Origin of the sequence: Psychrobacillus sp. L3 (assembly GCF_042945595.1) — a bacterium.
Taxonomy (GTDB): Bacteria; Bacillota; Bacilli; order Bacillales_A; family Planococcaceae; genus Psychrobacillus.
In genome coordinates this window covers 3,583,324-3,607,577 of record NZ_CP168493.1, presented here as the reverse complement: position 1 = coordinate 3,607,577, position 24,254 = coordinate 3,583,324, and the positions used below count along the sequence as shown (strand labels likewise).

At 36.0% G+C, this 24,254-nt stretch carries 23 protein-coding genes; 12 read left to right on the top strand and 11 right to left on the bottom strand.

Features of this window, described 5'->3' with window-relative positions; genetic code table 11:
* Positions 1–40: 40 nt before the first annotated feature.
* Together ACEPXD_RS18030 and ACEPXD_RS18025 are read right to left on the bottom strand one after the other, a co-directional pair.
* Positions 41–1,021 carry a polysaccharide biosynthesis protein gene (locus tag ACEPXD_RS18030; protein WP_391118184.1) on the bottom strand — a complete coding sequence of 327 codons (981 nt, stop codon included), beginning with the start codon at positions 1,019–1,021 and terminating at the stop codon, positions 41–43.
* Positions 966–1,670 carry a DUF1796 family putative cysteine peptidase gene (locus tag ACEPXD_RS18025; protein ID WP_391118183.1) on the bottom strand — a complete coding sequence of 235 codons (705 nt, stop codon included), beginning with the start codon at positions 1,668–1,670 and terminating at the stop codon, positions 966–968. The genes ACEPXD_RS18030 and ACEPXD_RS18025 overlap by 56 nt, the downstream gene beginning before the upstream one ends.
* Positions 1,671–2,000: 330 nt before the next feature.
* Between ACEPXD_RS18025 and ACEPXD_RS18020 the strand changes: the two genes are divergently transcribed.
* The 4 genes from ACEPXD_RS18020 (at position 2,001) to ACEPXD_RS18005 (ending at position 5,839) form a co-directional block, all read left to right on the top strand.
* Positions 2,001–3,263, top strand: coding sequence for a glycosyltransferase family 4 protein (locus tag ACEPXD_RS18020; RefSeq protein WP_391123356.1), 1,263 nt, complete (start codon positions 2,001–2,003; stop codon positions 3,261–3,263).
* Positions 3,238–3,813 (top strand): hypothetical protein, encoded by a 576-nt coding sequence (locus ACEPXD_RS18015; protein ID WP_391118180.1) that lies wholly within the window; start codon positions 3,238–3,240, stop codon positions 3,811–3,813. The genes ACEPXD_RS18020 and ACEPXD_RS18015 overlap by 26 nt, the downstream gene beginning before the upstream one ends.
* Positions 3,814–3,959: 146 nt before the next feature.
* Positions 3,960–4,880: an NAD-dependent epimerase/dehydratase family protein gene (locus ACEPXD_RS18010; RefSeq protein ID WP_391118178.1), complete on the top strand. Its 921-nt coding sequence runs from the start codon at positions 3,960–3,962 to the stop codon at positions 4,878–4,880.
* Positions 4,881–4,933: 53 nt separating this feature from the next.
* Complete coding sequence (locus tag ACEPXD_RS18005) at positions 4,934–5,839, top strand: NAD-dependent epimerase/dehydratase family protein (RefSeq protein WP_391118177.1); 906 nt, start codon at positions 4,934–4,936, stop codon at positions 5,837–5,839.
* A 1,058-nt stretch (positions 5,840–6,897) separates the two neighbouring features.
* Here ACEPXD_RS18005 and ACEPXD_RS18000 read toward each other — a convergent pair.
* Positions 6,898–8,598 (bottom strand): methyl-accepting chemotaxis protein, encoded by a 1,701-nt coding sequence (locus ACEPXD_RS18000; protein ID WP_391118175.1) that lies wholly within the window; start codon positions 8,596–8,598, stop codon positions 6,898–6,900.
* 405 nt (positions 8,599–9,003) lie between these two features.
* Here ACEPXD_RS18000 and ACEPXD_RS17995 point away from each other — a divergent pair, with 405 nt between their 5' ends.
* The 5 genes from ACEPXD_RS17995 (at position 9,004) to ACEPXD_RS17975 (ending at position 12,916) form a co-directional block, all read left to right on the top strand.
* Positions 9,004–9,525 carry a hypothetical protein gene (locus ACEPXD_RS17995; RefSeq protein WP_391118173.1) on the top strand — a complete coding sequence of 174 codons (522 nt, stop codon included), beginning with the start codon at positions 9,004–9,006 and terminating at the stop codon, positions 9,523–9,525.
* Positions 9,526–9,613: 88 nt separating this feature from the next.
* Entirely contained in the window at positions 9,614–10,492 is an 879-nt protein-coding gene (locus ACEPXD_RS17990) for a DMT family transporter (protein WP_391118171.1), read from the top strand.
* A gap of 16 nt (positions 10,493–10,508) precedes the next feature.
* Positions 10,509–10,901, top strand: a complete 393-nt coding sequence (locus tag ACEPXD_RS17985; protein ID WP_391118169.1) for a hypothetical protein — start codon at positions 10,509–10,511, stop codon at positions 10,899–10,901.
* A 141-nt stretch (positions 10,902–11,042) separates the two neighbouring features.
* On the top strand, positions 11,043–11,402 hold the full coding sequence (locus ACEPXD_RS17980; RefSeq protein WP_391118167.1) for a hypothetical protein: 360 nt from the start codon (positions 11,043–11,045) through the stop codon (positions 11,400–11,402).
* A 119-nt stretch (positions 11,403–11,521) separates the two neighbouring features.
* Positions 11,522–12,916: an MATE family efflux transporter gene (locus tag ACEPXD_RS17975; RefSeq protein WP_391118165.1), complete on the top strand. Its 1,395-nt coding sequence runs from the start codon at positions 11,522–11,524 to the stop codon at positions 12,914–12,916.
* A 54-nt stretch (positions 12,917–12,970) separates the two neighbouring features.
* Here the strand turns inward: ACEPXD_RS17975 and ACEPXD_RS17970 are convergent, their stop codons facing one another.
* The 5 genes from ACEPXD_RS17970 to ACEPXD_RS17950 all read right to left on the bottom strand — a co-directional run bounded on the left by ACEPXD_RS17970 (position 12,971) and on the right by ACEPXD_RS17950 (position 18,657).
* The gene (locus tag ACEPXD_RS17970) at positions 12,971–14,152 is read right to left on the bottom strand and encodes an aminotransferase class I/II-fold pyridoxal phosphate-dependent enzyme (protein ID WP_391118163.1); all 1,182 of its coding nucleotides are present in this window, start codon (positions 14,150–14,152) and stop codon (positions 12,971–12,973) included.
* Between the two features lie 472 nt (positions 14,153–14,624).
* The gene (locus ACEPXD_RS17965; protein WP_391118161.1) at positions 14,625–16,025 is read right to left on the bottom strand and encodes a cryptochrome/photolyase family protein; all 1,401 of its coding nucleotides are present in this window, start codon (positions 16,023–16,025) and stop codon (positions 14,625–14,627) included.
* A 1-nt stretch (position 16,026) separates the two neighbouring features.
* On the bottom strand, positions 16,027–16,728 hold the full coding sequence (locus ACEPXD_RS17960; protein WP_391118159.1) for an ABC transporter ATP-binding protein: 702 nt from the start codon (positions 16,726–16,728) through the stop codon (positions 16,027–16,029).
* 3 nt (positions 16,729–16,731) lie between these two features.
* Positions 16,732–17,802, bottom strand: coding sequence for an ABC transporter permease (locus ACEPXD_RS17955; protein ID WP_391118157.1), 1,071 nt, complete (start codon positions 17,800–17,802; stop codon positions 16,732–16,734).
* 390 nt (positions 17,803–18,192) lie between these two features.
* Entirely contained in the window at positions 18,193–18,657 is a 465-nt protein-coding gene (locus tag ACEPXD_RS17950; RefSeq protein ID WP_391118155.1) for a hypothetical protein, read from the bottom strand.
* A gap of 165 nt (positions 18,658–18,822) precedes the next feature.
* Here ACEPXD_RS17950 and ACEPXD_RS17945 point away from each other — a divergent pair, with 165 nt between their 5' ends.
* Entirely contained in the window at positions 18,823–19,731 is a 909-nt protein-coding gene (locus tag ACEPXD_RS17945; protein WP_391118153.1) for a MerR family transcriptional regulator, read from the top strand.
* A 195-nt stretch (positions 19,732–19,926) separates the two neighbouring features.
* Positions 19,927–20,112 (top strand): twin-arginine translocase TatA/TatE family subunit, encoded by a 186-nt coding sequence (gene tatA / locus ACEPXD_RS17940; protein WP_391118151.1) that lies wholly within the window; start codon positions 19,927–19,929, stop codon positions 20,110–20,112.
* Positions 20,113–20,239: 127 nt separating this feature from the next.
* Here the strand turns inward: tatA and rbsK are convergent, their stop codons facing one another.
* The 3 genes from rbsK to ACEPXD_RS17925 are packed head-to-tail and all read right to left on the bottom strand — an operon-like array spanning position 20,240 to position 23,150.
* Positions 20,240–21,124, bottom strand: a complete 885-nt coding sequence (rbsK, locus tag ACEPXD_RS17935) for a ribokinase (RefSeq protein WP_391118149.1) — start codon at positions 21,122–21,124, stop codon at positions 20,240–20,242.
* Between the two features lie 53 nt (positions 21,125–21,177).
* The gene (locus ACEPXD_RS17930) at positions 21,178–22,134 is read right to left on the bottom strand and encodes a nucleoside hydrolase (RefSeq protein WP_391118147.1); all 957 of its coding nucleotides are present in this window, start codon (positions 22,132–22,134) and stop codon (positions 21,178–21,180) included.
* An 11-nt stretch (positions 22,135–22,145) separates the two neighbouring features.
* Positions 22,146–23,150: a LacI family DNA-binding transcriptional regulator gene (locus ACEPXD_RS17925; RefSeq protein ID WP_391118145.1), complete on the bottom strand. Its 1,005-nt coding sequence runs from the start codon at positions 23,148–23,150 to the stop codon at positions 22,146–22,148.
* Positions 23,151–23,466: 316 nt separating this feature from the next.
* Between ACEPXD_RS17925 and fabI the strand changes: the two genes are divergently transcribed.
* Complete coding sequence (fabI, locus tag ACEPXD_RS17920) at positions 23,467–24,246, top strand: enoyl-ACP reductase FabI (protein WP_391118143.1); 780 nt, start codon at positions 23,467–23,469, stop codon at positions 24,244–24,246.
* The last annotated feature ends 8 nt before the right edge of the window (positions 24,247–24,254 follow it).

Genomic DNA, 24,254 nt, shown 5'->3' with positions numbered 1-24,254 from the left:
AGGCGAATAATTTTAAAAAACCTAGACAGCATGAAGCTGTCTAGGTTTCATTTATTACTTCAAAAAATCCTCCGCTAGTTAACAACTCTTTAATTTCTGTTTTGCTCATTAACCTTTGCTTTGTATCTAATAGAACTGTCGGTAAAGGTGTTTTTTCTTCGCTAGAATTAGTGGGAGAAATGAGGATTAAATCTTTGTTAAAGATAGTTGCTAGAGGTTCTTCGTTTTTAGCTATTAACACCTCATGCATTTTTTCGCCATTTCTTGCACCGATTTCAATAATATCGACATCTTTCTTTTGGAAATAATCGATGAGTACTTCTGCCAAATCGAGAATTTTACATGCATTCATATGCATGACAAAAACCTCTCCTCCAGTTCCTAATTCAGCGGCTTGAAGAAGCGTATTTATCGCATGTTGAGGAGTAACGAAGTAACGAGTCATTCTTCTGTCTGTGATAATAATTTGGTTTTGCTCTTCTAATTGTTTCATAAACAAAGGTAAGACACTTCCACTACTTCCCAATACGTTTCCGCCTCGAATACACAAAAACTTAGTAGTGGGATTTTTTTGGTTTGCATGAAGGATTAATTTCTCACCAAGCGCTTTTGTCATCCCGTAGGTGTTCGCTGGATCAGCTGCTTTATCAGTAGATACATAGATTACTTTTTTTACATTGTTTTCTATTGAAGCTTCGATGACATTATATGTCCCTAATACATTTGTTTTGAAAGCTTCAATAGGATTTTCTTCACATACCGGTACATGTTTTAATGCTGCCAAATGAAATACATAGTCTACTCCAGAACAAGCGGTACTGACGGCATCTCTGTCTCGTATATCGCCGATACAAAACTGTATTCTTGTATCTGGAAAGGTTCTCCGCATGACAACTTGTCTATTTTCATTTCTTGAAAATATCGTAATTTTCTTAGGTTGCTTAGATAGCAGTTGTTTGATTAACTCATTTCCCCATGAGCCTGTCCCCCCGGTTACTAATATCGTTGAATTTGTAAACACTTTTTTTCCTCCCAGATAATTGTTTTCCTTTTGATAAACTTATCCCATTTAACACCTCATTCCATAACTCATTATTTCCTTCCCAAATTTCCAAGTTTGGAAATTCAAGTGAACAGACCTTTTCTAGAGGCCAGTTCTTTTCTACCATTCTCTTAACTTTTGTGTGATTAATGATTAATACCCGAAAGTCATGTTTGACTAGCTTTGATAACACTTCCTGTAGGATTAAAGTATCCTCGAAGCTCCCTTCTGTTCGGATAAATAGTATCCGCTTAGCTGCAACCATCTCAGCAAGAAATCTTTCAATCCTTCTTTCGTATTTTTCTTTTACTTCTAAATAGGAATCTAAATGTTCTAGGGTATTAGTCTTTTTATCAAAATCATGATTCGAAACGATGTTGTATCCATCGTCTGATACACAAATACACGAATCTGCATATCCTAATACTCGTAAATTATCTTTCTCCATGAACCCCATGAACCTATTTTCTAGCAATTGGTTTACCGATGATAACGTAGGACTAGCAACCCAATCCAGTACACCAGAATAAGATCTCAAATTGTGTTTTTTAAGTTGAATAGACGTTAAGCAAAGATCTCCTAAGCTAAATATTGCATCATAGTCTCCTTTAAGTTGTTTTAATTTCATTGTTTCACCCCCTTTTATTCCTTTTCACAAGTTAAACGGGGAAGACTTCTATATATAAATGAACAATACTTCTCCAATTACCTTGTCTAATAGTTAATGCTGTCAATGCAATAAAAATAGGGCTGTAATCCTACTTTGGAAAAATAAAAGATAGATTAATAGAATATAAGTTGTTACATGAATTTATATAAAATAAGTAGATAGCTTTCTCTGATTTTATAAATGATGCTTCACCAAAATATCGATATAAAATATTTATAATATTGGTGAATGACCTAATCTATTTTCCACTATTGAAATATGAATATAGAATATGGTTTAAATAGGGAGATGTATATTGTGAAAATATTGTTAGCGACATATTGGCCTATTCCTCATCTAGGGGGGGTATGGAGTTATATGCAACAGCTTAATAAGAGATTAGAAATGCTTGGACATGAAGTGGATATACTTGGTTATGATGAAGATAACCTGAATATTTGTATGTTAAATACTGGTGAGAAAGTAGAGAGAAATAAATTGTTACCTTTATTACACGCGAAATTGAACAAACAAAACTATCCAGAACTTTATGAGAACCTTTTAGTTGAATATACAGAGTTTCAACGATACGTTTTTGAATTAGGGACAGCATATTTTGGTTTAGATAAATACGATATAATCCACACCCAAGATGTAATTTCAACTGCTTGTATTGATAGAATTCGACCACGAAATATACCTCTGGTAGCGACATTGCATGGATCAGTAGCACATGAAATTCGACACCAATTAACGACTATTCATAAGTCTCCAAACTCTTACATGGCAAGCGACTACTATAATGAACTAGAAAAAGTTGGAGCAACTTCCTCCGACATAACTATTGTAGCTAACAATTGGTTGAAAAATATTTTGACGGATGAGTTTAATGTGTCAAAAGAACAGGTTAAAGTACTCCATTATGGGTTCGATACCGAAAATTTTATTAAGCAAATGAACGTAAAGTCACTTATTTCATCTCCAGAAGACAAAAAAGTCATAATTTATACGGGAAGGTTGACAGAACTGAAAGGTGTTCACCACCTTCTTACAGCGCTTGGTAAGTTAAAAAAACTTCGACAAGATTGGGTGTGTTGGATAGTTGGAACTGGTAATGAAGAAACAAAACTACGTACTAGAAGAAAATTGCTTGGTTTGGAAGACTACGTTTACTTTTTAGGAAAGCGTGATGATATACCCTCCTTGTTAGGGAAATCCGATATATTTGTACTTCCGACGATGTTAGATAATCAGCCTTTATCACTCATAGAAGCGCAAATAGCGGGGAAGGCGACTATTGTTAGTGACGTAGGTGGACTTCCTGAAATGGTTGAGCATAAAGTAACAGGCTTGTTAACTCCTCCAGACGATCCAAATAAATTGTATAGGAACTTGCTTTTATTATTAAAAAACGGATATCTTCGAAGAAGCTTGGGATCCAAAGCGAGAAGATGGGGAATGAAACATTGGTCAATCGATAGTGGGGTAAATAGTTTATTGGAAATTTATGAAGAAGCCATTTCAATCAGGAAGAAGGCTGAAAAAAATGGCTCAGATAAATCAATATATTAAAAATTCGAATTCCTCTTCGTCCGCTAAAGGTAAATTTATTCGAGGGAAATCCTGGAATCGTATATTCCAGAGTTCTGCTAAAGAAGTGAATCATTCAATAGATGATAACTTTGTAGAGGAACAAATAAAAATAGATGAAGTTGTCTGGCAACAGATAATGCACTCATTACCTAAAGGATATATCCTTCCTAACCTAGCTACTCTAGAACTATTGGCAACTATGAAAGCTAGCTCTTATGACTACTTATTTCATAATCACTTCCCAACTCCTCACATGTATGTAGATAGATATTATTGGGATAAAATAGTGATAAATTTACCGAAGGATTACTTGTTACCAACACCACTTTTTGAAAAAATTATTAAACCGATGAACAGTAGGTATTATGACAGTTTATTTTCTAACACACTTGGAACAACGGATTTTTTTGTAGACAATCGAATTTTGGAGAAAATTAAAAAAAATCTTCCTGATACTTATATGCTTCCTAACCCTCAGTCTAATATTCTTCTACACCCTCCTGAGGACAATAACTCTCCATATGAATAAGTGAATTTTTATTTTTGAATAAGAAGGTTGTAACAGTAGAGTGGTATCTGTATCTTTCTTTATAAGACTAATCTTTTGTCGGCACATGTCCCATAAGTAGCTTGTTGTTCTGCATATAGTATGGAAAAGTGAGAAGGGGATTAGTTATGAAAGTAATCGTTTCAGGTGGAGCTGGCTTTATTGGTTCTCACCTTGTTGATGCACTTATTTCAAAAGGAATGGAGGTTCATATTCTAGATAATTTAGTTTCAGGGCAGATAGATTATGTAAATCCGCAGGCTCATATGTATGTAGTGGATATAGGTAGTGAAGAAGCAAGAAAGATTATTATGGAAGTTCGACCAAACGCGGTCTTCCATTTAGCAGCGCAAGCGGATGTAGGGAAATCCGTCCTATATCCAAGGTATGATGCAGATATAAATATTATTGGCACTATAAATATGTTAGAAGCATGTCATAAAGCAAAGGTAAAGAAATTCATTTTTGCAAGTACTTCTGCCGTATATGGCAATCTAAACAGAGAACTTCTTTCAGAAGATGAGGTAACGATTCCAGCTTCCTATTATGGGTTGTCAAAGTTGACTGCAGAGTCATACATAAGGCTTTTTTATGAGCTTTATCGACAACCTTATACTATTTTGCGGTATGCAAACGTATACGGACCAAGGCAAATGGCAAAAGGCGAGGGAGGTGTTGTGGCTGTCTTTTTTGATCGTATTAAAAAGGGTGGAAGTATCAATGTTCATGGGGATGGAAAACAAACAAGAGATTTCATTTACGTAAAGGATATTGTTTCAGCTAATCTTGCTGCATTAACTTATGGTAATCAAGAAACTATACAAATTAGCACTTCGCAAAAAACATCTATTAATGAAATACTATCCTTCGTAACTGACATTCATGGAACTAAAGTAGTGAGGGATTTCACAGCTTCCAGAGAAGGAGATATTAAACACAGCTGCCTTTGCAATAAAAAAGCACAACTTCATCTAAAGTGGAAACCCATTTACAACATTGAGGATGGATTAAAGGAGACTTATGCTTTTCAGATAGAATCAGAGAGATAAACGAGGGGAAAATCTATGATTAGTCCATGTTTAGAAATCGAGTGGATAACTAGATGAAAAGAAAACCAAGAATAATGATAACAGGTGCCAATGGTTTCACAGGTTTACATGCTTGCCAATATTTCAAAAAGGCAGGATATGACGTTATTGCTGTATCGAGAGTATCACAATCAAACATTTTGGACGAACGAATTCATTTGGAACAATGTGATTTAACCGACAAACATCAAGTCAAGAACTTGATAAGGAAGGTTATACCGGACCAAATGCTTCATCTTGCTGGCCAAAACAATGTACAAGATTCTTGGAATGACCCAATTACTTCACTCGAAGCAAATGTAATGTCCACGGCTTATATAATCGACTCAATAAGACAAGAAAGCTTACCTTGTAAAATAATACTTGTCGGTTCGGCTCTTCAATTAGATTTAAGTATGTCTTCTTCGTTCCAGCATCCTTATAGTTTAAGTAAAACAATTCAAGTTTTAGTAGCACAATCATGGGAATCTCTTTATGGAATGAATATAATTATTGCAAGACCATCCAATTTAATAGGACCTGGAGATTCTACAGGAGTATGCTCCATTCTTGCAAAGAAAGTTGCCGAGATGGAATTGCATGGTACAGAGAGAATACTCACAGTAAATAACTTATTTGTTCAAAGAGACTTCATTGACGTGAGAGATGCTGTACGCGCATATGAAAAACTATTCAATATTGGAAAATCGGGAGTGATTTATGATATTACATCTGGTCAGCCAAGATACCTAAAAGAGATAACAGTTGCATTACAAAACTTATCAATGGTAGACGTTAACATCCAAACTTTGAAGAATATTCATGAAAAAATAGAGGTTACTACACCTAAAAAGCTTTTAGAGGCTGGATGGTCGCCCCTTATTTCATTCGAAAGATCTATAGAAGATATTTTAAACTATCAAAGAAAAACTCTCTTTTAGAATTTTGAGGATAGTGAAAAAGTGTAATTCTAATAAATTTGCTAATAAATAGTTTCATCTACGCAAGCTCGTCGTAGAAAAAATTTACTAGTCGGATTAAGCGTTCTGGCATTTGCTTTCCGCGGGGCGAGCGACGAGCATCCTCCTACGCTACGCTACGCTACGTGCAAGGTCTCGTCTGTCTCGCTTATCCCGCAGGAGTCTCACGCCGCAGCGCTAAATCCATATAGAAAGTAGAGATTCAGCAATTAGTTTCTATAAAATACGGACTTTCTCAAAGTTCTGTAAAAAATAGAAAATTAATCATTAAATCATTTTACTTTTATATTTCTAGAAAATCGTTGAAAAAGGCGACACTCCTACGGGAATAGCGTTAGCTGAAGGCCCCTCTAGTTGCGCGAGGAGACTGAAGCAACGTCCATGGAAAGGGAGCCGTTTCAACGATTTTCATACTTATTGGGAGACCCCATCTCGCAAAGTCGAATTACATAGAGTTTTTCAGTGCCCTCTGTCTTTTTGTACGGTTTTTTATATTCACATTTATAGGTTTTTCTTAAAAAAAGTAGAGAGTATATAAATTTAGTATGCTAGAAACCCAGTATTCACGAGATTGTGTTGTAGTTTAGGGTATCTCAAATGATTGGTAGCGTCTTAGATTAAATTCAACCTACTGCCTCAGTCCTTATTACTTTTATCGTACAAAATCTATATGATGCAACAGGCATCTCATTCTAATCGGTGGAACTAGAGAGAAAATAATAAGTAACGACTGATAAAGAAGTGCTGAGCGGACGAAATTGTATTTTAGTCCGCTTTTAAAAGAGTAGGACAGGATCTTATCTTTAATTATCCAAACCTTATGCACCATGTCTCTACACAATTCAAGAGGGCGGCGGACAAACATAGGCCACAAGATTACCGAAAAAGGGTAGTAAAGTGACGCAGTCACTTCACTACCCAAATTTCTCCGGTAATAGTGTACCCGATGTTTAGTTCAAAGCACTCGGGAATTGGAGAAAACAAGATGCCCTTATAAGGCACTTGCGTTTTCTTAATATTTAAATTTTAAACTTACTAACTAGAGCTTGTAAATCCTCTGCCATGTTAGATAAGGACGATGCAGAAGAGGTGATCTCCTCCATAGAGGCTAACTGTTCTTCTGATGCAGAGGCCACATTTTGGGTAGTAGAAGCAGAATGTTCCGCAATATGAGCCATTTCTTCAATAGAAGCATTCACTTCTTCAGCACTTGCAGACATTTCTTCAGATATGGCAGAAACTTCTTGGATTTGAGCAGTAACTTGCTCAATTGATTTTAGAATTTTTTCAAATCCTTCTCCAGTCTCCTTAACTATTTTCATCCCAGTAGCAACTTCTTTGGTACCAACTTCCATCACGTTTACAGCTTGGTTTGTGTCCTCTTGAATTTGGTTAATCAAATCAGCTATTTGGTTAGATGATTCTCTAGACTGTTCTGCAAGCTTTCTCACTTCATCCGCAACAACCGCGAATCCTTGTCCGTGTTCACCAGCTCGAGCAGCTTCAATCGCGGCATTAAGAGCCAATAAATTTGTTTGATCAGCAATTCCTGTAATGACTCCTATAATACTCCCAATTTCCTTCGATAATTCTCCTAACTTTCTTATCACAGAAGCAGAGTCTTCTACAGAGGTATTAATGGCATTCATTTGATGTATCACTTTTTTGAGCGACTCATTACCCAATTGAGCTTCTTTACTTGTTTCGATAGCTGACTCTGAAACAGAAGAGGAAGTTTCGGCTACTTGCTGAATTCCGATAGTCATTTCCTGCATGGCAGTCGAGCATTCATTTGCACCTTGAACTTGTGTATCTGAACCACTTGCAATATCTTGAATAGCTAGTGCAATCTGATCTGTTGCCTGAGTTGTTTGTTCCGCACTTGCTGTTAATTCTTCAGCTGCCGAGGCTACGTGAACAGAGTTCATGCTAACTTGTTCTATTAGGGTTCTAAGGTTTTTAGCCATGTCGGTAAACGAACCGACTAGATCACCAATTTCATCTTTGTTTTTCACGGATACTACATCAACAGAAAGATCTCCTTCCGCAATTTTTTTAGCCGAATTAGCTAAGGAAACAATAGGATTAGAAATAAGACGTCCCATAAATAGAGCAATGGCTATTCCTACTAAAATCGCAATTATGCCAAAGATTAAAGTTAATGTTGTGGTTTTTTTTACCATTTTGGTATTGTTAGTACTTCCATCAACTAACAAGTTGTTCTGAAAATCTGATAGTTTAGCCACTTCTACATCGAGTCTTTTTACAATGTCTTTTCCTTGTGTTGACAAAAGGGCTTCATATTCATCCTCTTTATTTTGTTTTTTTAGTTCAATAACCTTTTCAGAAAACTTTGTATTTTCATTCTCGATCTGGTTAATTATTTTTAACATTTTAATCGCTTCTGGATATTTAACCTTTGGTAGAAGTAATTCATATTTATTGTTGTAATCGGTAATTGCATTAGAAAAACCGGTCAAGGATTCTTCATCGCCTATTATTAAATACCCCCGCATGGCAAGTACTTCTTGCTTCACGGCTACTTGTAAATCCTTAATAGCAATCGATTTCATCGCTTTATCACTTAATAAGTCACTATACGAATTGTCTACTTCTGTAATTTGTGTGTAACTAATACCAATTGTTATGATTAATAATAATAGAACTGCTGAAAAACCCCCAAGTAGCTTTTTGTTAATTGTCCATTTCAAAGAAAACACCCCAATGTTTTTAGATTTTTAGGTTTTTCATACTTTCTGTATAATGGAAGTATAAAAACACGATTTAATTTAAGATACAAATACCTGACATTTGAACATGTAACCATTAGACTAGAGCGACGAACTAATGATGGTAATTGATTCCTGTTTTAGAGACATAATTATAGATTGTTTGACCTATTTTAGTATAAGCAAACTTACAAAAACTAACAAGTACTTTCCGGAAAAATTCGACAATTTTCGTTAATAATAGTCAGAAAATTTGATTAAATTTAGGTCTTAATAATTACTTTATATGAGTGTAGGCTTGAATTATATTAAGTCTTAGTAGAAAAAATATTAAGGGAATTAGTGTTACAAATATGCTTATTGGAAAAATCTTAGAGTAATAAAGGAGAATTGAAAGTGCACACATATACGTATAACCAACCTAATTCAATAGACATAACACCCATGATCTCTGTTTATAATCATGAAGGGGTAGTTTCAGTTGAATTCGAAAGATATTACTCCAATAAATTAAAAAAATTTGTCGACAAGCTAATGGATTATCGCTATTTTTTACGCTATAACGTATATAACATAAATAAAGAGCTCATTTTCACATGTAAGAAAGTTTCAAAAAAAGGTAGAGTCTATTATGAAGCAAATGATCTTGTGCAACAACATACATACATTGTTGCCTACGATAAATGGAAAGAACTCATTCCAGATCTTATGATTACAGATGGTAGCTTACAAATTAAATTGCAGAAGGAAATGGAAGGCTGGTCCAGATTTACGTATAACGACAAAGAAATAGCTCGTTGGAAAGCGGAATTAAACGAGGGATTTTCAGTTCAGTTAGAAATAGAAGAAGATTCTCCGATTCAAAACGTTGCATTTTTTATTGCGATTAGTCAATGCGCCTTGTTTGTTGGGGGATGAAGTTCTCCTATTGTAAATATATTGACTAGAGTGATAAGGTTAAGCTTAAGTGTTCAGAATTTTTTGTGAAGAAAAGGGGTTTACTAGTATGAATGGAGCAGCAATGCTGAAAATGACTTTATCAATGGCTATTTTCGGTTCTATCGGTTTTTTTACAGGGAAGACAGGTATTCCTGCGGCAGAATTAGTTTTTGTTCGCTGTATTTGCGCTACTCTTTTTTTAGGCTTATGTTGGTTTGTCTCAGGTCAACATAAAGTGGAAGCTTGGTGTAAGCGTGATGTTATACAAACAATGGTATGCGGAATCTTTTTAGTGTTAAATTGGGTGTTTTTATTTAAAGCTTTTGAAGAGATGTCGATTACCGTTGCCATTTCTATTTATAACTTAGCTCCTATATTTGTATTGATATTAGGAAGCTTAATTTTAAAAGATAAGATGACGATGAAATCATTGTTTGCAATTGTAGTGTGCTTTCTCGGAAGTATACTTATTATCGGTGTTCAGAACTTCACTTCTCTCACGGATTTCTTTGGTTCGGGTTTTGTATGGGCAATTCTATCAGCTTTGTGCTATGCCATGACAATGCTGCTTGGGAAAGGCATTACTGGGCTTAGTGCATATGCTATGACATTTGTGCAGACGACAATTGGTATTTTGATGTTATTTCCATTTATGAACTTTGATGTGTTTAATGGATTAAGTACATCGAATTGGCTTTACATATTAGGAACTGGATTGATACATACCGGGTTTGTATATTATTTATTTTTTGATAGTCTTCGCAAACTATCAACGATTGTCATATCAGCTCTAGTTTTTGTGGATCCCGTAGTTGCAATATTACTCGATACAATTATATTAGATTTCCGTCCTTCTATTTTACAATCAATCGGTATCCTGCTTATTTTTGGAGGTATTATTTACACTCTGGTAAAACCGAATACGAAATTGGTAGTTTCCGATTAATGGAAGGAGAAAGACGATGGGGGATAGAAAGTTATTAGCAGCTTTGCTCACTTCAATAGCTTCCTTTTTTGTGTTACCACTCGTTTTCATGCAGCCTTATGATTCCTATTTCCAGGTAGGTTTAGGTGTAAGTATCGTATCTGTTCCGATCATTTTTACTTATGGAATATTTACTTCCATCTGGGCGGAGCGGGTTGCTAATAGGAGAGAAAAAAAGAAAGAAATTGTAACATTTTCTTTACATGGTGCTTTCGGAATCGGTTTCATTGGGATCCCTTTTCTTTTTCTTTATCCTTTTTGGGATACAGACTTCTTTATGTATGGGAGGACAATTTTAGTATGTGGAATAATCTGTTCCATGTTCTATTATTTTTTCGATTTTTTAATTAGAAAGCTCCTTATAAAATAGAAATTCTTGTGTTGGATAAATAGTTTTATGGCTCGAATCTAAAGTAGATTCGAGCTATTTTTATCTTTAAAAAATTCTAGGTTTAAGTGTACGCAAGAAAAGGAACAATGAATGTAAAGGAAATAACGAGGAGGATCACTATTGGGAACATTGACCTTAAAAGAACAAGCATTACTTGCCTATTATACTTATAACTTTTTAGAGGAAACAGCAGCATCCATGCAGGAATTAGAGGATGCTTTGAAAAACGGTCTACAGGATAATTACACAAAAATAGTGGAAGAACTGAAGAAGGAGGGATTGGTTAATTCGCAGGAAGATGGAAAAGAAAAAACTACAAATGAAGCAATACTTTATATAGATAACACTTTGCTTATCAACTCAGATGCGACGGAAAGAAATAAATTAGCTTATGTAAAAGATAGTCTTCAAATTAATGAGATGGTTTTTTCAAACGACTCGCTGAAAGAATATATCCATAAGCATGTAGGTATTGACTAAAGAGCCACTAATAAAAAAGATTATGCAGTGTGAACGAGTTTGTTCACGCTGTTTTTTAATGCATGTAAATATGGTAAGATTCATCTTATTGAAAACCAATTGGCAAAGAGGGAATATAGATGACAATTAGTAAAAAGAAGGATTTAGGAGATAAGCTAAGTTTGTTTCATTTGACCTGGCCAATCTTTTTAGAAGTCTTTTTGTTTATGTTAATGGGAATAGCTGATACATTTATGCTCAGTGCATTGTCGGATAATGCGGTATCGGGAGTCGGAGCAGCAAATCAGTACATTCATATAGCTATACTAATATTGGAAGTAGTTGGAAATGGAGCTGCAATTGTCGTTTCTCAGTATTTAGGGTCAAAGCGATACATAGAAGCGTCTAAAATTTCTGGGTTAGCTGTGACATTAAATTTAGGCGTTGGAATTGTATTAAGTATTAGCTTTATATTATTTTCCAAAAGCCTAATGACCGCGATGAATTTACAGGGAGATGTATTGGTGTATGCATACAAGTACTTGTCGATTGTAGGAGGAGCCATTTTTCTACAAGCAGTCATTAATGCTTTGGCTGCTATTATTCGTGTACATGGCTATACAAAGCAGACGATGTTTGTTTCGTTAGGAATGAATATAATTCATGTTTTTGGAAACTATGTATTGATATTTGGAAAGTTTGGTTTTCCAGAGTTAGGGGTACAAGGAGCAGCGATATCATCCGTAGTTAGTCGATTTGTTGCATTGCTTATTTTCTTCTGGTTGTTATATCAAGTAATGGAATATCGTGTGAAAGTGCATTACTATTTCACAATTTCAAAAGAGTACATTCGTAAGATTTTAAAAATTGGATTGCCATCTGCATTTGAACAAATTTTATATCAGGGTTGTCAAATTGTGTTCTTGTATTATGTAACTTATTTAGGAGCAGAATCACTAGCGGCTAGACAATATGCTGTAAATATATCGATGTTTACTTATTTGTTTGCCATTGCGATAGGTATGGGGACGGCAATCATCGTTGGTAGATTTGTAGGGGCTGATGAGAAAGAGGAAGCATATAAATCCGTTTGGGCAAGTTTGAAATGGGCACTTCTTTTCACCTTCGTGATGGTTGTAATCGTAATGATATTCCGAGTCGGTTTAATGAGTTTATTTACCAATAATGAACAAATAATAAAGATTGGTTCATCTGTATTAGTCCTAAGTATACTTCTTGAAACGGGCAGGACCATGAATATTGTTATTATTAACTCATTACGTGCTGCAGGAGATGCAAGTTTTCCAGTAGCAATAGGCGCTTTGTCGATGGTTATGATGAGTTTACCATTAGGCTACGTATTAGTTTTCGTATTAGATTTAGGACTTCCAGGTATCTGGCTAGCAATCGCGGCTGACGAATGGACGCGCGCAATCATTATGTATTTTAGATGGAAAAGTAGGCGATGGGAGAGATTCGCTCTCGTGCATCCTCAGGGAGAAGAGAAAAGATCAAGTGAAAGCCAGTCGCTATAAACGCGCAGCTTTCATTGATCTTTTTCCTTGGTATTATGTTTTTAATCTTCTGAATCAGATAAGCGATGGAACTTCAATTTTTAGCTTTTTCAACTGCTCAATAGCTTTTTTCAGTATTTCCACGTCTTGTACGAGAGCTACTCGAACGAAGCCAGCTCCTGCTGAACCAAAAACGGTTCCTGGCACCATGACAACACCTGTTTGATCGATTACTTCAAAAACAAAATCTTTATCTTTCATATTATACGGATATTTTGCCCATACGAACATTCCACCTTTTGAAGGTGTTACAGTCCATCCTAAATCTACTAAGCCTTCAGATAATACCTTATGACGCTCCTTAAAAATGTTTCGTAAACGATCTGTAATTTCTTCCGCATTATTTAAAGCAGTAATTCCAGCTTCTTGGATAGGTCCGAAAATGCCGAAATCTAGATTCGATTTAAGCTGTTTCATTATACTAATCATTTCCGCATTTCCTACGATATACGCTATTCGAGTACCTGCAAGACTAAAACTTTTAGATAATGAATTGATCTCCATTCCAACCTCCATTGCTCCTGGTGTAGCTAGGAAGCTACTTGGAGAATCACCAGTAAAGTAGAATTCGGAATAAGCAGCGTCATGTAGAATAATGACATTATATTTATTTGCAAATGCAACGACCTTTTCAAAAAAAGTTGCATCTGGCATTGCTGGAACTGGGTTTCCCGGTAAGTTCAATATCATTAGCTTTGCTTTATAAGCTACTTCATCCGGGATTGCATTTAAATCAGGTAAAAAATTATTTTCTTCTAATAGATTCATATAGAATGGAATTGCTCCAGCTAGTTTGATGCCTGCATCATATGCAACATAACCGGGATTAGTCGTTAACACATAATCGCCTTCATCACAAAAGGCGAATGGAAGATGAACAAGTCCTTCTTGAGATCCCATCGTTTGTATAATCTCCGATTGGGGGTCAATGATAACATTAGTTCGTCGTTTATAATAATCGGCTACTGCCTCGCCAAAACGTTTTGTGCCACTTAAAGTGTAGCCATATGTAGAAGCTGAGTAACTTTGTTCCGATAAAACCTTTCTAGCTCTTTCATCGGGTGGCAGATCGGGGCTGCCTAAACTTAAATCATATAGTTCAAAACCTGCTGCTTTTTTAGCTGCGGCTGCTGCTTTTAAATCACCGAAAATAGCAGGTTCAAATATAGACATTTTTCTAGATGGTTCGATAATCAATTAAAAGCACTCCTCGCAAGTAAAAATAAATTTATCATTTATTCTATCACAAGTTGCATCAATATTGTGAAAAATATGAATGCAATATATCGTATAATTCGACTATTTTGTGAATAAAGTATAAAGCTAAGAATTACCAGTGTCCCTGTGTCAGCCACAATTTGGTGGACAATTGAGTCTAACACAGGGACATTGGAAAGTTTTCTTCTATAGAGTTTTGTATTTTCGTCCGCTTTTAAAAGATTAAGAAAGCATCTTATCCCTCATTATCCAAGACAAATGTGTCAAGTCTTTACCTTTTCCAAGAGGGCGACGGACAAACACCCGCCACAAGATTACCGAAAAAGGCTCGTGAAGTGATGCAGTCACTTCACGAGCCAAATTCTTCCGGTAATAGTGTAGCTAATCTTTAGTCCAAAGCACTTTGGAAAAGGTAAAGACCAGATGCGCTTAAAGGAGGCTTGCATTTTACTTATTTCGTTCCTTTGATCGTATTGTATGCATCTAATGCGCGAAGTCTAGCAAGAGAATGTTCAACTATAGGCAGTGGATAATTTATTCCCATCCGTATACCCAATTCCTCTAGCATGAAGTCTGGTGCTTCCCATGGTCGATGAATATAAGGAGCAGGAAGATTAGATAGTTCTGGAACCCACTGTCGAATATACGCTCCACTTGAGTCAAACTTTTCACTTTGAGTGATTGGATTGAATATACGGAAGTAGGGGGACGAATCAATTCCGGTGCCTGCGATCCACTGCCATCCCATTGCGTTATTAGCTACATCAAAATCCACGAGTGTGTGTTGAAACCACTCATACCCTTTTCTCCAATCAACTAGCAAATGTTTTACCAGAAAAGAAGCAGTTACCATACGAACACGATTATGCATATAACCTGTTTCCCAAAGTTCACGCATCCCGGCATCTACAAGAGGATATCCTGTACGTCCTTTTGTCCACCGTTCGAAAGATTCTGCATCATTCTGCCAAGGAAACCGTTCAAAATTAAAACGGAGAGGTCTAGTTGCAAAAGAAGGGAAATGTATGAGTTGGTGATAAGCAAATTCACGCCATATTAGTTGTTTAGTAAAAGTGTGAATAGCCGGACTATCATTATTCATTACTGCATAAAAAATAGAACGAACACTAATATCTCCCCATGCTAGGTAGGGAGAAAGAGTAGAAGTAGCTATTTTAAAAGGAAAATCTCTCATCTGGTCGTAAATAGATATATCTCCGCTTAGAAATTGCTCCCATGTTTTTATAGCACTTAGTTCTCCTGGCTCCCAATATGAGTTCAATTTTTTATTCCAAGGCAAAGATGTAACCAGAGTGAGTTCTTCTACGTCTAGACTTTCTAAAGGTTCCCTGTAAATCTCGAAAGCATGGGGAGTGGGTGCTGGGCGATGGGCAGTTACTTGCATACTTTTTTTCCAAAAAGATGTAAATACTTTATAGGGTTCTTGTTTTTGATTGAGCATATCCTTTGGAGAATAAAGTAGATGTCCGTTGAAGGTACGGACATCAATATTTTGGAGTTTTAACTGAGTTACAATCTCTTGATCCCTTCTCACTATAGAGGGCTCATATCGTTCATTAAAAAAAAGAGCATCTGCCTGGGTCTCATGGATTAAGTTTTGGAGTATTTCTAAAGTATTTCCTTCTCGAATTATAAGAGGAAGTCGTTGCCTAAAAGAAAGTAGCGAGAGATGGAGCCACCATAAGGAGGCATCACTCGCTTGATATTCTAGTTCTTCTTCCTTCGACCAAATAAAGACAGGGATGACAATCCCTTGTTGTATTGCTTCCCATAATGCAGGATGGTCATGTAAACGGAGGTCTTTTCTAAACCAGACGATAGTTTTTTTCATATTAAGAAGACTCCATCTCTTTCGTTTTCGCATTGTCTTCTAATCTTAGGACACCATCGGTCATTTTATACACTTTGTCGCAATAATCAATTAAGCGTATATCATGCGTCACAACAATAGTAGTTGTATTATTATTTTTCGTTTCTTTTTTCAGTAGTTCCATCACTTCATATGCACGATCAGAGTCTAAAGAGGCAGTCGGTTCATCTGCAAGGATAATGGAAGGCTTGCTATACAAGGCTTTTGCAATGGCTACGCGTTGACGCTCCCCACCCGATAGATCAGCAGGATATTTTTTGCGTAAATCGCTTATGCCTAAGTCTTCATATAACTTTTCTAATTCTTTTTTAGTCATATTATCTTTTTTGACATTGTCTAATAACTTCATATGTTTTTCCACTGTTAAAAATGGAACCAAATTAGAAGCTTGCAAAATAAAACCGATTTCTTTTAATCGAATCTTAGAGCGCTTCTTTTCATTTAATTCGGATAGGTTTTGTTTATTAATGATAATTTCTCCACTAGAAGGGTTTTGTAAACCTCCTGCAATAGTTAAAAAAGTACTTTTACCAGATCCAGAGGGACCAATGACAGCAATAAGTTCTCCTTTTTCGGCGATGAAGTCTGTTTCTTTCAGTGCATCTACTTGTTTATGGCCAGTTCCGAATGATTTCTTCACCTTTTTTAATACTAAAATAGCCATGATTTACCCTCCAATCGCTTTAAGCGGATCAATTTTGACAATCGTTAATACGGAGAATACTGCTCCAAGAATAGCAACAACAATAAGAACAACGCCATAAATAATCATCGTTGGAATATCAAAAGCAACCGGTACTGCACTTGGTAAAAACGCTCCTGAAATAAGGGTTAATATAAATCCGACAACTACACCAATCACTGCTAGAATGAATGTTTGAGCAATGACAGATCTTGATAAGTATTCACTCGAAATGCCTTGTGCTTTCATGACGCCGAACATGCTTATTTTTTGTACTGTTAATACATATAGGAAAATAGCTACGATGACAGAAGAGATAGCAAATAAGAAGTAAATCATAAAGTTCAACGTTAATGCTTGCTCTGTATATCCAGGTAAGTTTTCAATGAACATCTCAATTTCGATGACTTCTAAGTCACTATTGGAAGTAGAAATGGAGGACATATCATCGCCACGTACGACAATCCCGTTAATTTTGTCTTTACTTTCATCAGCAGCGTCGCCAAATCTTACTTTTTGGAAAGTAGATAGTTCACTATAAAGAACAGGCGCTGCATTGAACCTTGCGCTATCCGTAAAACCGACGATTTTTAGGATTTCATCTGAAGAAGATAATTTAAGTGTATCTCCAATTTTGAAACCTTCATCTTTCAATGAATCACTTGCAATAACTTCATTTTCACTTGAAAATACTTCGCCTTCTGTTACTTTCGGCATGATAAATTCATCGTGATGAATACCGAAGAGGGATATATTTTGTTTTGAATCCCCATTTGTTGCTATGGAATTTAATTGGCCAAGGACAGCGGTTTCTTTTCCTTCGATATGGTTGAGTTCTTCTGTTGTAATGGATGATTGCGGTAAACTCTTATCGGATTGTTCTGTTAAGACAATTGCTGTTGCATCCCATTTATCTACTGATTCTCTATTTAGACTAGCGAGTCCAGTTGCAAGCCCAGATAAGAAAAACACGAGATAGGAGACGAGCATTAAAACACCTATGATTAAAGTAAAACGTAATTTATTTTTATTAATTTCGTTCCAAGCTAAAAACATTTGGTCACTTCCTTAAGTTATTTATAGTTGAGTCGCCTTAGATAAAACCTATCCGCAGTAATCGCCACTTTTTTCGTGTCACTTCCAATGGCTTTATAACTTTCACTAATTCCGTCACATCTGTTTCTACTTGATGAATATGTGAATTATTTTATTCGATGGACTGAAGGATTTTGTTGAATCGCGCTTGCGTTTCGATGGAGCTTTCTAGTCCGATTGTGACACTTCTTTTCGGTTATTTAGCCATTTGAAAGATAATACCATATGCCCTTCTCCAATCTAAAAAATGGTCTAGATGAAAATGTATGCTTCTAAGTTTATTATTAATAATTTTAAGTTTTTTGTCAAACGTTTGTATAATTATAATAATAAAGAAGATACAAAAAATATTCATTTTTGGTTAGATGAAAACAGGGCTATTAATCTTCTGGTTATGGAAAATCCTAATGTGTATCCGTATAATAAATGACCTGCTAGCCAATATGTCAGGGATGGAATACTGGTGATAGATGGAGTACGCGTAGATAAAGCAGTTGTTGGAAATATTAGTATCCCAAAGATGAAGCAAACAAATATATATATAAGAATAATTTTCCTTTGGGAAGTCATTTTCATGTAATGTACTAAGATGTAAAGGCACATACTTAGAGCAACTGAGACGATGAGATGTAAAATAACTTCTACAATTTCCGTAAGTTTATATTGATTAAGAAAAGGAATATAGTCCACATTTAAGAGGAGGGTGTATACTTTATATGTTGTTAAATATTCTACAGACTTAAAGAAAATAGTTAACAAAATACCTGAAATGATACCATCAAGAGAGGCATTTAGTAATCCTTTTTTTAGTTTCATGGCGTACGACACCTTCCAGATTGAGATATTTTATTCTTACCAAAGATATGCTTTATAGTCAAACTGTTGTACAATGTTCAGTGAATGAACGTTGTACTTAAGGGGAAGCCTTTTATGAAAGTACCTATTGCTCAATAAGTAATAATGATTGAGAGGAAGTAGAAAATGATACAGTCACGCCCAGGCGGTCACTATAATATACAGCAGGTGGCAGATGTCACAGGATTGTCTAAACAAGTCATTCGTAAATGGGAGGAAAGATATGAACTTGCTCAACCTGATCGGTTAGCAAATGGTTATAGAACTTATAGTGAAAAGGATGTAAATATCCTTTTAAGGGTTAAAACTTTATCAGAACAAGGTTACTCGATTAAACAAGCAGTTGTTCTCGCGAAAGATGAAAAAGAAACATTTGAGGAACAATTTAAAGCAATTTCTTCAGAACCGTATGGAGAGTTTAATGATTATGTATTCCGATTGCTTGAAAAAGGCTCCTACTGCGATGAAATAGGATTAAATATCATATTGCAGCAAGGATATCATCATTTTGGACTAGATAATTTTTTGACAGCAGTAGTGATACCTTTTCTGAAAGAGGTTGGTAAACGATGGGAAAAAGGAGAGTGGGACGAATACCAAGAATCTGTTTGTAGTCAAGTAGTGCGAGACTTTTTGGTGCAAATTCGTCGAAACTATCAATACAGAGAAGATGCCCCATTAATAATAGGAGCTTGTCTCCCAAGTGAATATCATGAAGTACCTATGCATATTTTATTGCTACAATTCATGATGAGAGGTTGGAAAGGGATACTAATAGGGGCATCTCCTGCACCTGGCTCTATTGAAGCTTTGGTAAAAAAGCTTAAGCCAAAAATTGTCTTATTATCTGCTTCTACCACACTTCCTTTTGAAACAAACCCAAATTTATTAACAAAACTGGACCAGTTTGCCGCAGAAAATGACGAGGTTAACTTTTATATTGGTGGTGCTGGTTCGCTTTGCTATTTAAAAAAGCATCATTTAAATACCATTCGAGTAGCCAACTCAATTGAAGAAGTATTAGATAGAAAATGAGCTTAAAAGTTAGGGTATTTTATCACTTGTACATATTTCTTTGTAAATTTCTCCTGTTAATTATCACATTTGTTTACAAACTGCAATGAAAGAGTATAATGTGTAAATGAAACAAGAACTATATTAAATGTTATCACTCAACTAATGCGCGTTCGCCATTTGATCCTAATAAAACAGTAATAGGGAGGAAACACCATGCCAAACATCGGAGTACCAGGTTTAATTATTATTCTAGTTATCGCTCTAATAGTCTTCGGACCAGCCAAACTACCTCAACTAGGCAAAGCTGTTGGAGAAACGTTAAGAGAATTCAAAAAGTCAACAAAGGATATTGTGGATGATGTAACAGAGGAATTTAAAACAGAAGATAAAGAAAAATAAATACAGAAAGGCCGACTCTTTATACAGTAGTCGGCTTTTTTATTTGGGTTTAAAAAAACGATAAGCGCTTTAGTAGAAGTGGAATCCCGTAGCAATATAGAGGATTGCTACAGGATTCCATCTATATTTATTTAAAATGAAGAGGCAAGGTAGGTTGTGCTCCTATTTGTGTAACAGCAAATGCAGCAACTTCGCATGCATATAGGATACTCTCTTTCAGGGAGTGTCCTTTACATAAGCCTACAGCTAACGCACCGTTAAATGCATCCCCAGCACCAGTTGTATCTTTCACATTAACTTGGTTTGCTTGTATGCGGCCATGTTCATGACTATCCAAATAATATGACCCTTTTTCACCTAAAGTAACTACTACTGCTCCGACTCCTTTTTGAAGTAATAAGGAGCATGCTTGGTAAAGCTCTGCATCGGTTTCGGTTTTTAGACCAGTTAATACTTCTAATTCTGTTTCGTTTGGCGTTAATATGCTCACTTTACTTAATAAGGAATTGCTAAGTTCTTGTGCAGGAGCTGGATTTAATATAATTGGTATACCCTTTTGTGCTGCAATACTAGCTGCAAGTTCTACAGTTGGCATCGGAATCTCCAATTGTAAAAGTAGGGCATTACTAGCTTCTATTTTGCTTCTTTCTGCTTGGATCTGTTCGGTTGTCACAAGGAAATTTGCTCCAGCAAAAAGTACTATCGAATTTTCCCCTGAATCCGCTAGTTGAATTATCGCTTGTCCAGTTAATCCAACCTTCTTTATAGAGGAAGTATTAACTCCTCTAGCTTGTAGGTTTTGCAAGGCTTGTTCACCGAAAACATCTACTCCGACATTCCCAATAAAGTTGACATCTGCCCCTAATTGCCCAGCGGTTACTGCCTGATTGGCTCCTTTACCTCCGAAAAACATCTCATGTTTGGTGCTGTGTAATGTTTCCCCTGCTTTCACAATATGGGGAACCCGATATACAAGATCCATATTGATGCTCCCTACGACGGCTATATTCATGAATCATTTCGCTCCTTTCCGTTTGAGCTATCGCAACAGGTTTAACATACTTTTTATCCGATTTGTTGGCTCATTACTTTAACGGCGTTCAGAAATTGCTCGAGGAACTTCTCTCTGTCAACCGTATGCAATACTTTCACATTATGAGGAAGCCCAGTTCGTTGAGAATAATCTACAACCGTTGTTCCAGCTGTAAGTCTTCCTTCTAGTTCCACTGCCACATAGCAGTCATCCCCGTCAAATAGCTCAGGAGTTAATACGTAAGATACTGCGCATAAATCATGTAAACGAATCTGACCTTCAAAATTAGGTGTATGGAAAGCTGTTTGCTTTGCTGTATGGATGTAAAAACGAAGCATTGTAGCAACCTTGAGTGCAAATTCAGTTCCTATTGCTGCAATTTCATCTAATTCTTCTATTGTGACGTAAGCTTTATGAGTGACATCAAGTCCACTCATTACAATGGGAACTCCTGAACGAAAGACAATATCTGCTGCATGTGGATCGACGTATACATTAAACTCTGCAGTTGGTGACATATTTCCACCAACAGCGGCGCCGCCCATATAAGAAATGTATTTAATTTTCGATTTTACTTCTGGATGCGCTAATAGAAGTGCGCCTACGTTTGTAAGTGGGCCAGTTGCAATAAGAATTATTTGCTCATCACTTAATAGTAGTGTTTCTTTCATCGCTTCAACTGCAGTGCGATTACTTAACTGGAGTGTAGGTTCAGGAAATTGGACATCACCAAGTCCATTTTCACCATGTACTTCATCTGCAATTTCAAGTTTGCGGAAAAATGGTTTATCTAAACCTCTCGCAACTTCAATATTTTTTTTCATATAACTTGTAAAGGCAAGTGCATTGTAAATCGTTTTTTCTTGCGTTTGGTTTCCTGGTTCTGTTGTGATTAACTTAATATCTAATTCCGGATTTGCAAAAGCAAGGGTTAGTGCCATAACGTCATCAATACCAGGATCACAATCAATAATTATAGGGATGGTCATTTCATTACACCTCATTTTATTTTTTTCGTACTTTCTCTAACGATTAAAGCGGGGTCGAAAACTACTCCCTCAGATGAATTGTTTTCAATTTCATTTATGAGTAGTTCTATTGCTTTTCTTCCCATTTCATATGTACCTTGTCTAACGGTAGTTAGTTTTGGGATTAAAGCAGTTACTAAAGGAATATCATCAAATCCGACGATGGACAGTTGTTCAGGAATTTGGATTCCTAGCTCATGAGCAGCCTGATAAATTCCACATGCCATTAAGTCATTGCTGGCAAATATTGCGGACACGGAGTTTTTCTGTAGAAATTTCTTTGCAACTAGATACGCTACTTCCATTTTAAAGTCACCAACTAAGATAAACGATTTAGGAAGTTCTATAGTAGCTTCTGTTAAAGCACGTTGAAATCCAGAAAGACGTTGTTGTGCATTCAGAATCTCTGAAGGTCCCGTCATACATGCAATTTTTGTGTGGCCTAAGTCAGTCAAATGCTTTCCAGCAATATAACCTCCTTTTTCGTTGTCTAAAAAAACACCGGAGTGGTTACTTGCTTCCTCCCCACGATCAAATAATACATAAGCTATCTTTCCACTCTCTAATTTATCTTTGCTAGTCTGAGATAGTCGATTCTTACTTGAAAGTAAAACCCCATCTACTTGTTGTTCTTGCAACAATCGTAAATAGTTTTCTTCTTTTTGGGATTGATCATCTGAATTACAAATGATGAGGCTATAGTCTCTTTGATTTGCCTCATCTTCAGCCCCTCTACAAAGCTCTGGGAAAAAAGGGTTGGAGATATTTGGGACGATTAAACCAAGCATATTGGAACGCTTTGTCACTAGACCACGTGCTAACTTATTGGGTTGGTAATTTAACTCTTCCATTACCTGCAAAACTTTTTCACGTGTTTCTTTTGACATCCCTTCTGCTTTATTATTTAATACCCTGGAAACAGTAGTTATTGAAACACCTGCTTCTCTTGCAATATCCTTAATTGTTAATCTTCCCATATCTGTATCACCTATTCCTTTAGTTAGGAAAACGTTTTACGAAAACGTTTTCTCTAATCACTACCTAGAATATTGTAGGAGCTTTCATTTGTCAATAAAAAATCCAGACGAAGTTCTTGGGTGAATTAAAATCCATTTTGTAGCCCATTTATTACAGCTCCTATCTATTAGTTGCCACGATAATCCTGTAGTAAAAAGAATTAAAACCAAAATAGGAGGGAGGATAGTACAAAAGGAAGGAATTATGATAAAATAAAATTAGTAACTGGTACTAATAATAGGTATAGTATATTGCGATAATAAATGGGAGGTTCATATGAAAGATTTAATTCAATTAAAAGATAAGAATATAGTCGTAATGGGTGTTGCAAATGAACGTAGTCTTGCATGGGGAGTAGCTAAATCACTGTTTGAAGTGGGAGCAAATGTCATTTTTACTTACCGTAAAGAACGTTCTTTAAGTAAAATTGAAAAAGCTTTAACTGATAATAATTTGGAAGCAAAACTAGTAGTTGAATGTGACGTTAATAGTGATGATAGTATCAAATCTGCATTTGAAACAATTGGGAAAGAAGTAGGTGTGATTCACGGAGTGGTTCACTCAGTTGCCTTTGCGAATGCGGAAGATTTAAAGAACGATTTTATTAATACTTCTAGAGAAGGCTATGCGTTTGCGCAAGATACGAGTGCTTACTCACTTATTGCTGCAGCTCGAGAAGCTGCGCCTTTCATGACTGAAGGCGGCGCTATTGTTACGATGTCGTATTTAGGAGCAGAGCGCGTGTTGGAAGGATATAACGTAATGGGAATAGCAAAAGCATCACTAGAGGCATCTGTTAAATACTTGGCATTAGACCTAGGGAAAAATAATATTCGTGTGAATGCTATTTCTGCTGGAGCTGTTCGTACTCTAGCGGCAAAAGGAATCTCTTCTTTTAACACTATTTTGCATAAAATTGAAGAAACATCTCCTTTAAAACGCAATGTTACAGCTGAAGAAGTAGGAGATATGACGGTTGCACTGCTAAGTAATTTATCTAGAGGTGTAACAGGAGAAATCGTTTACGTGGATTCTGGATATAATATTATGGGCTAACTTTCAAA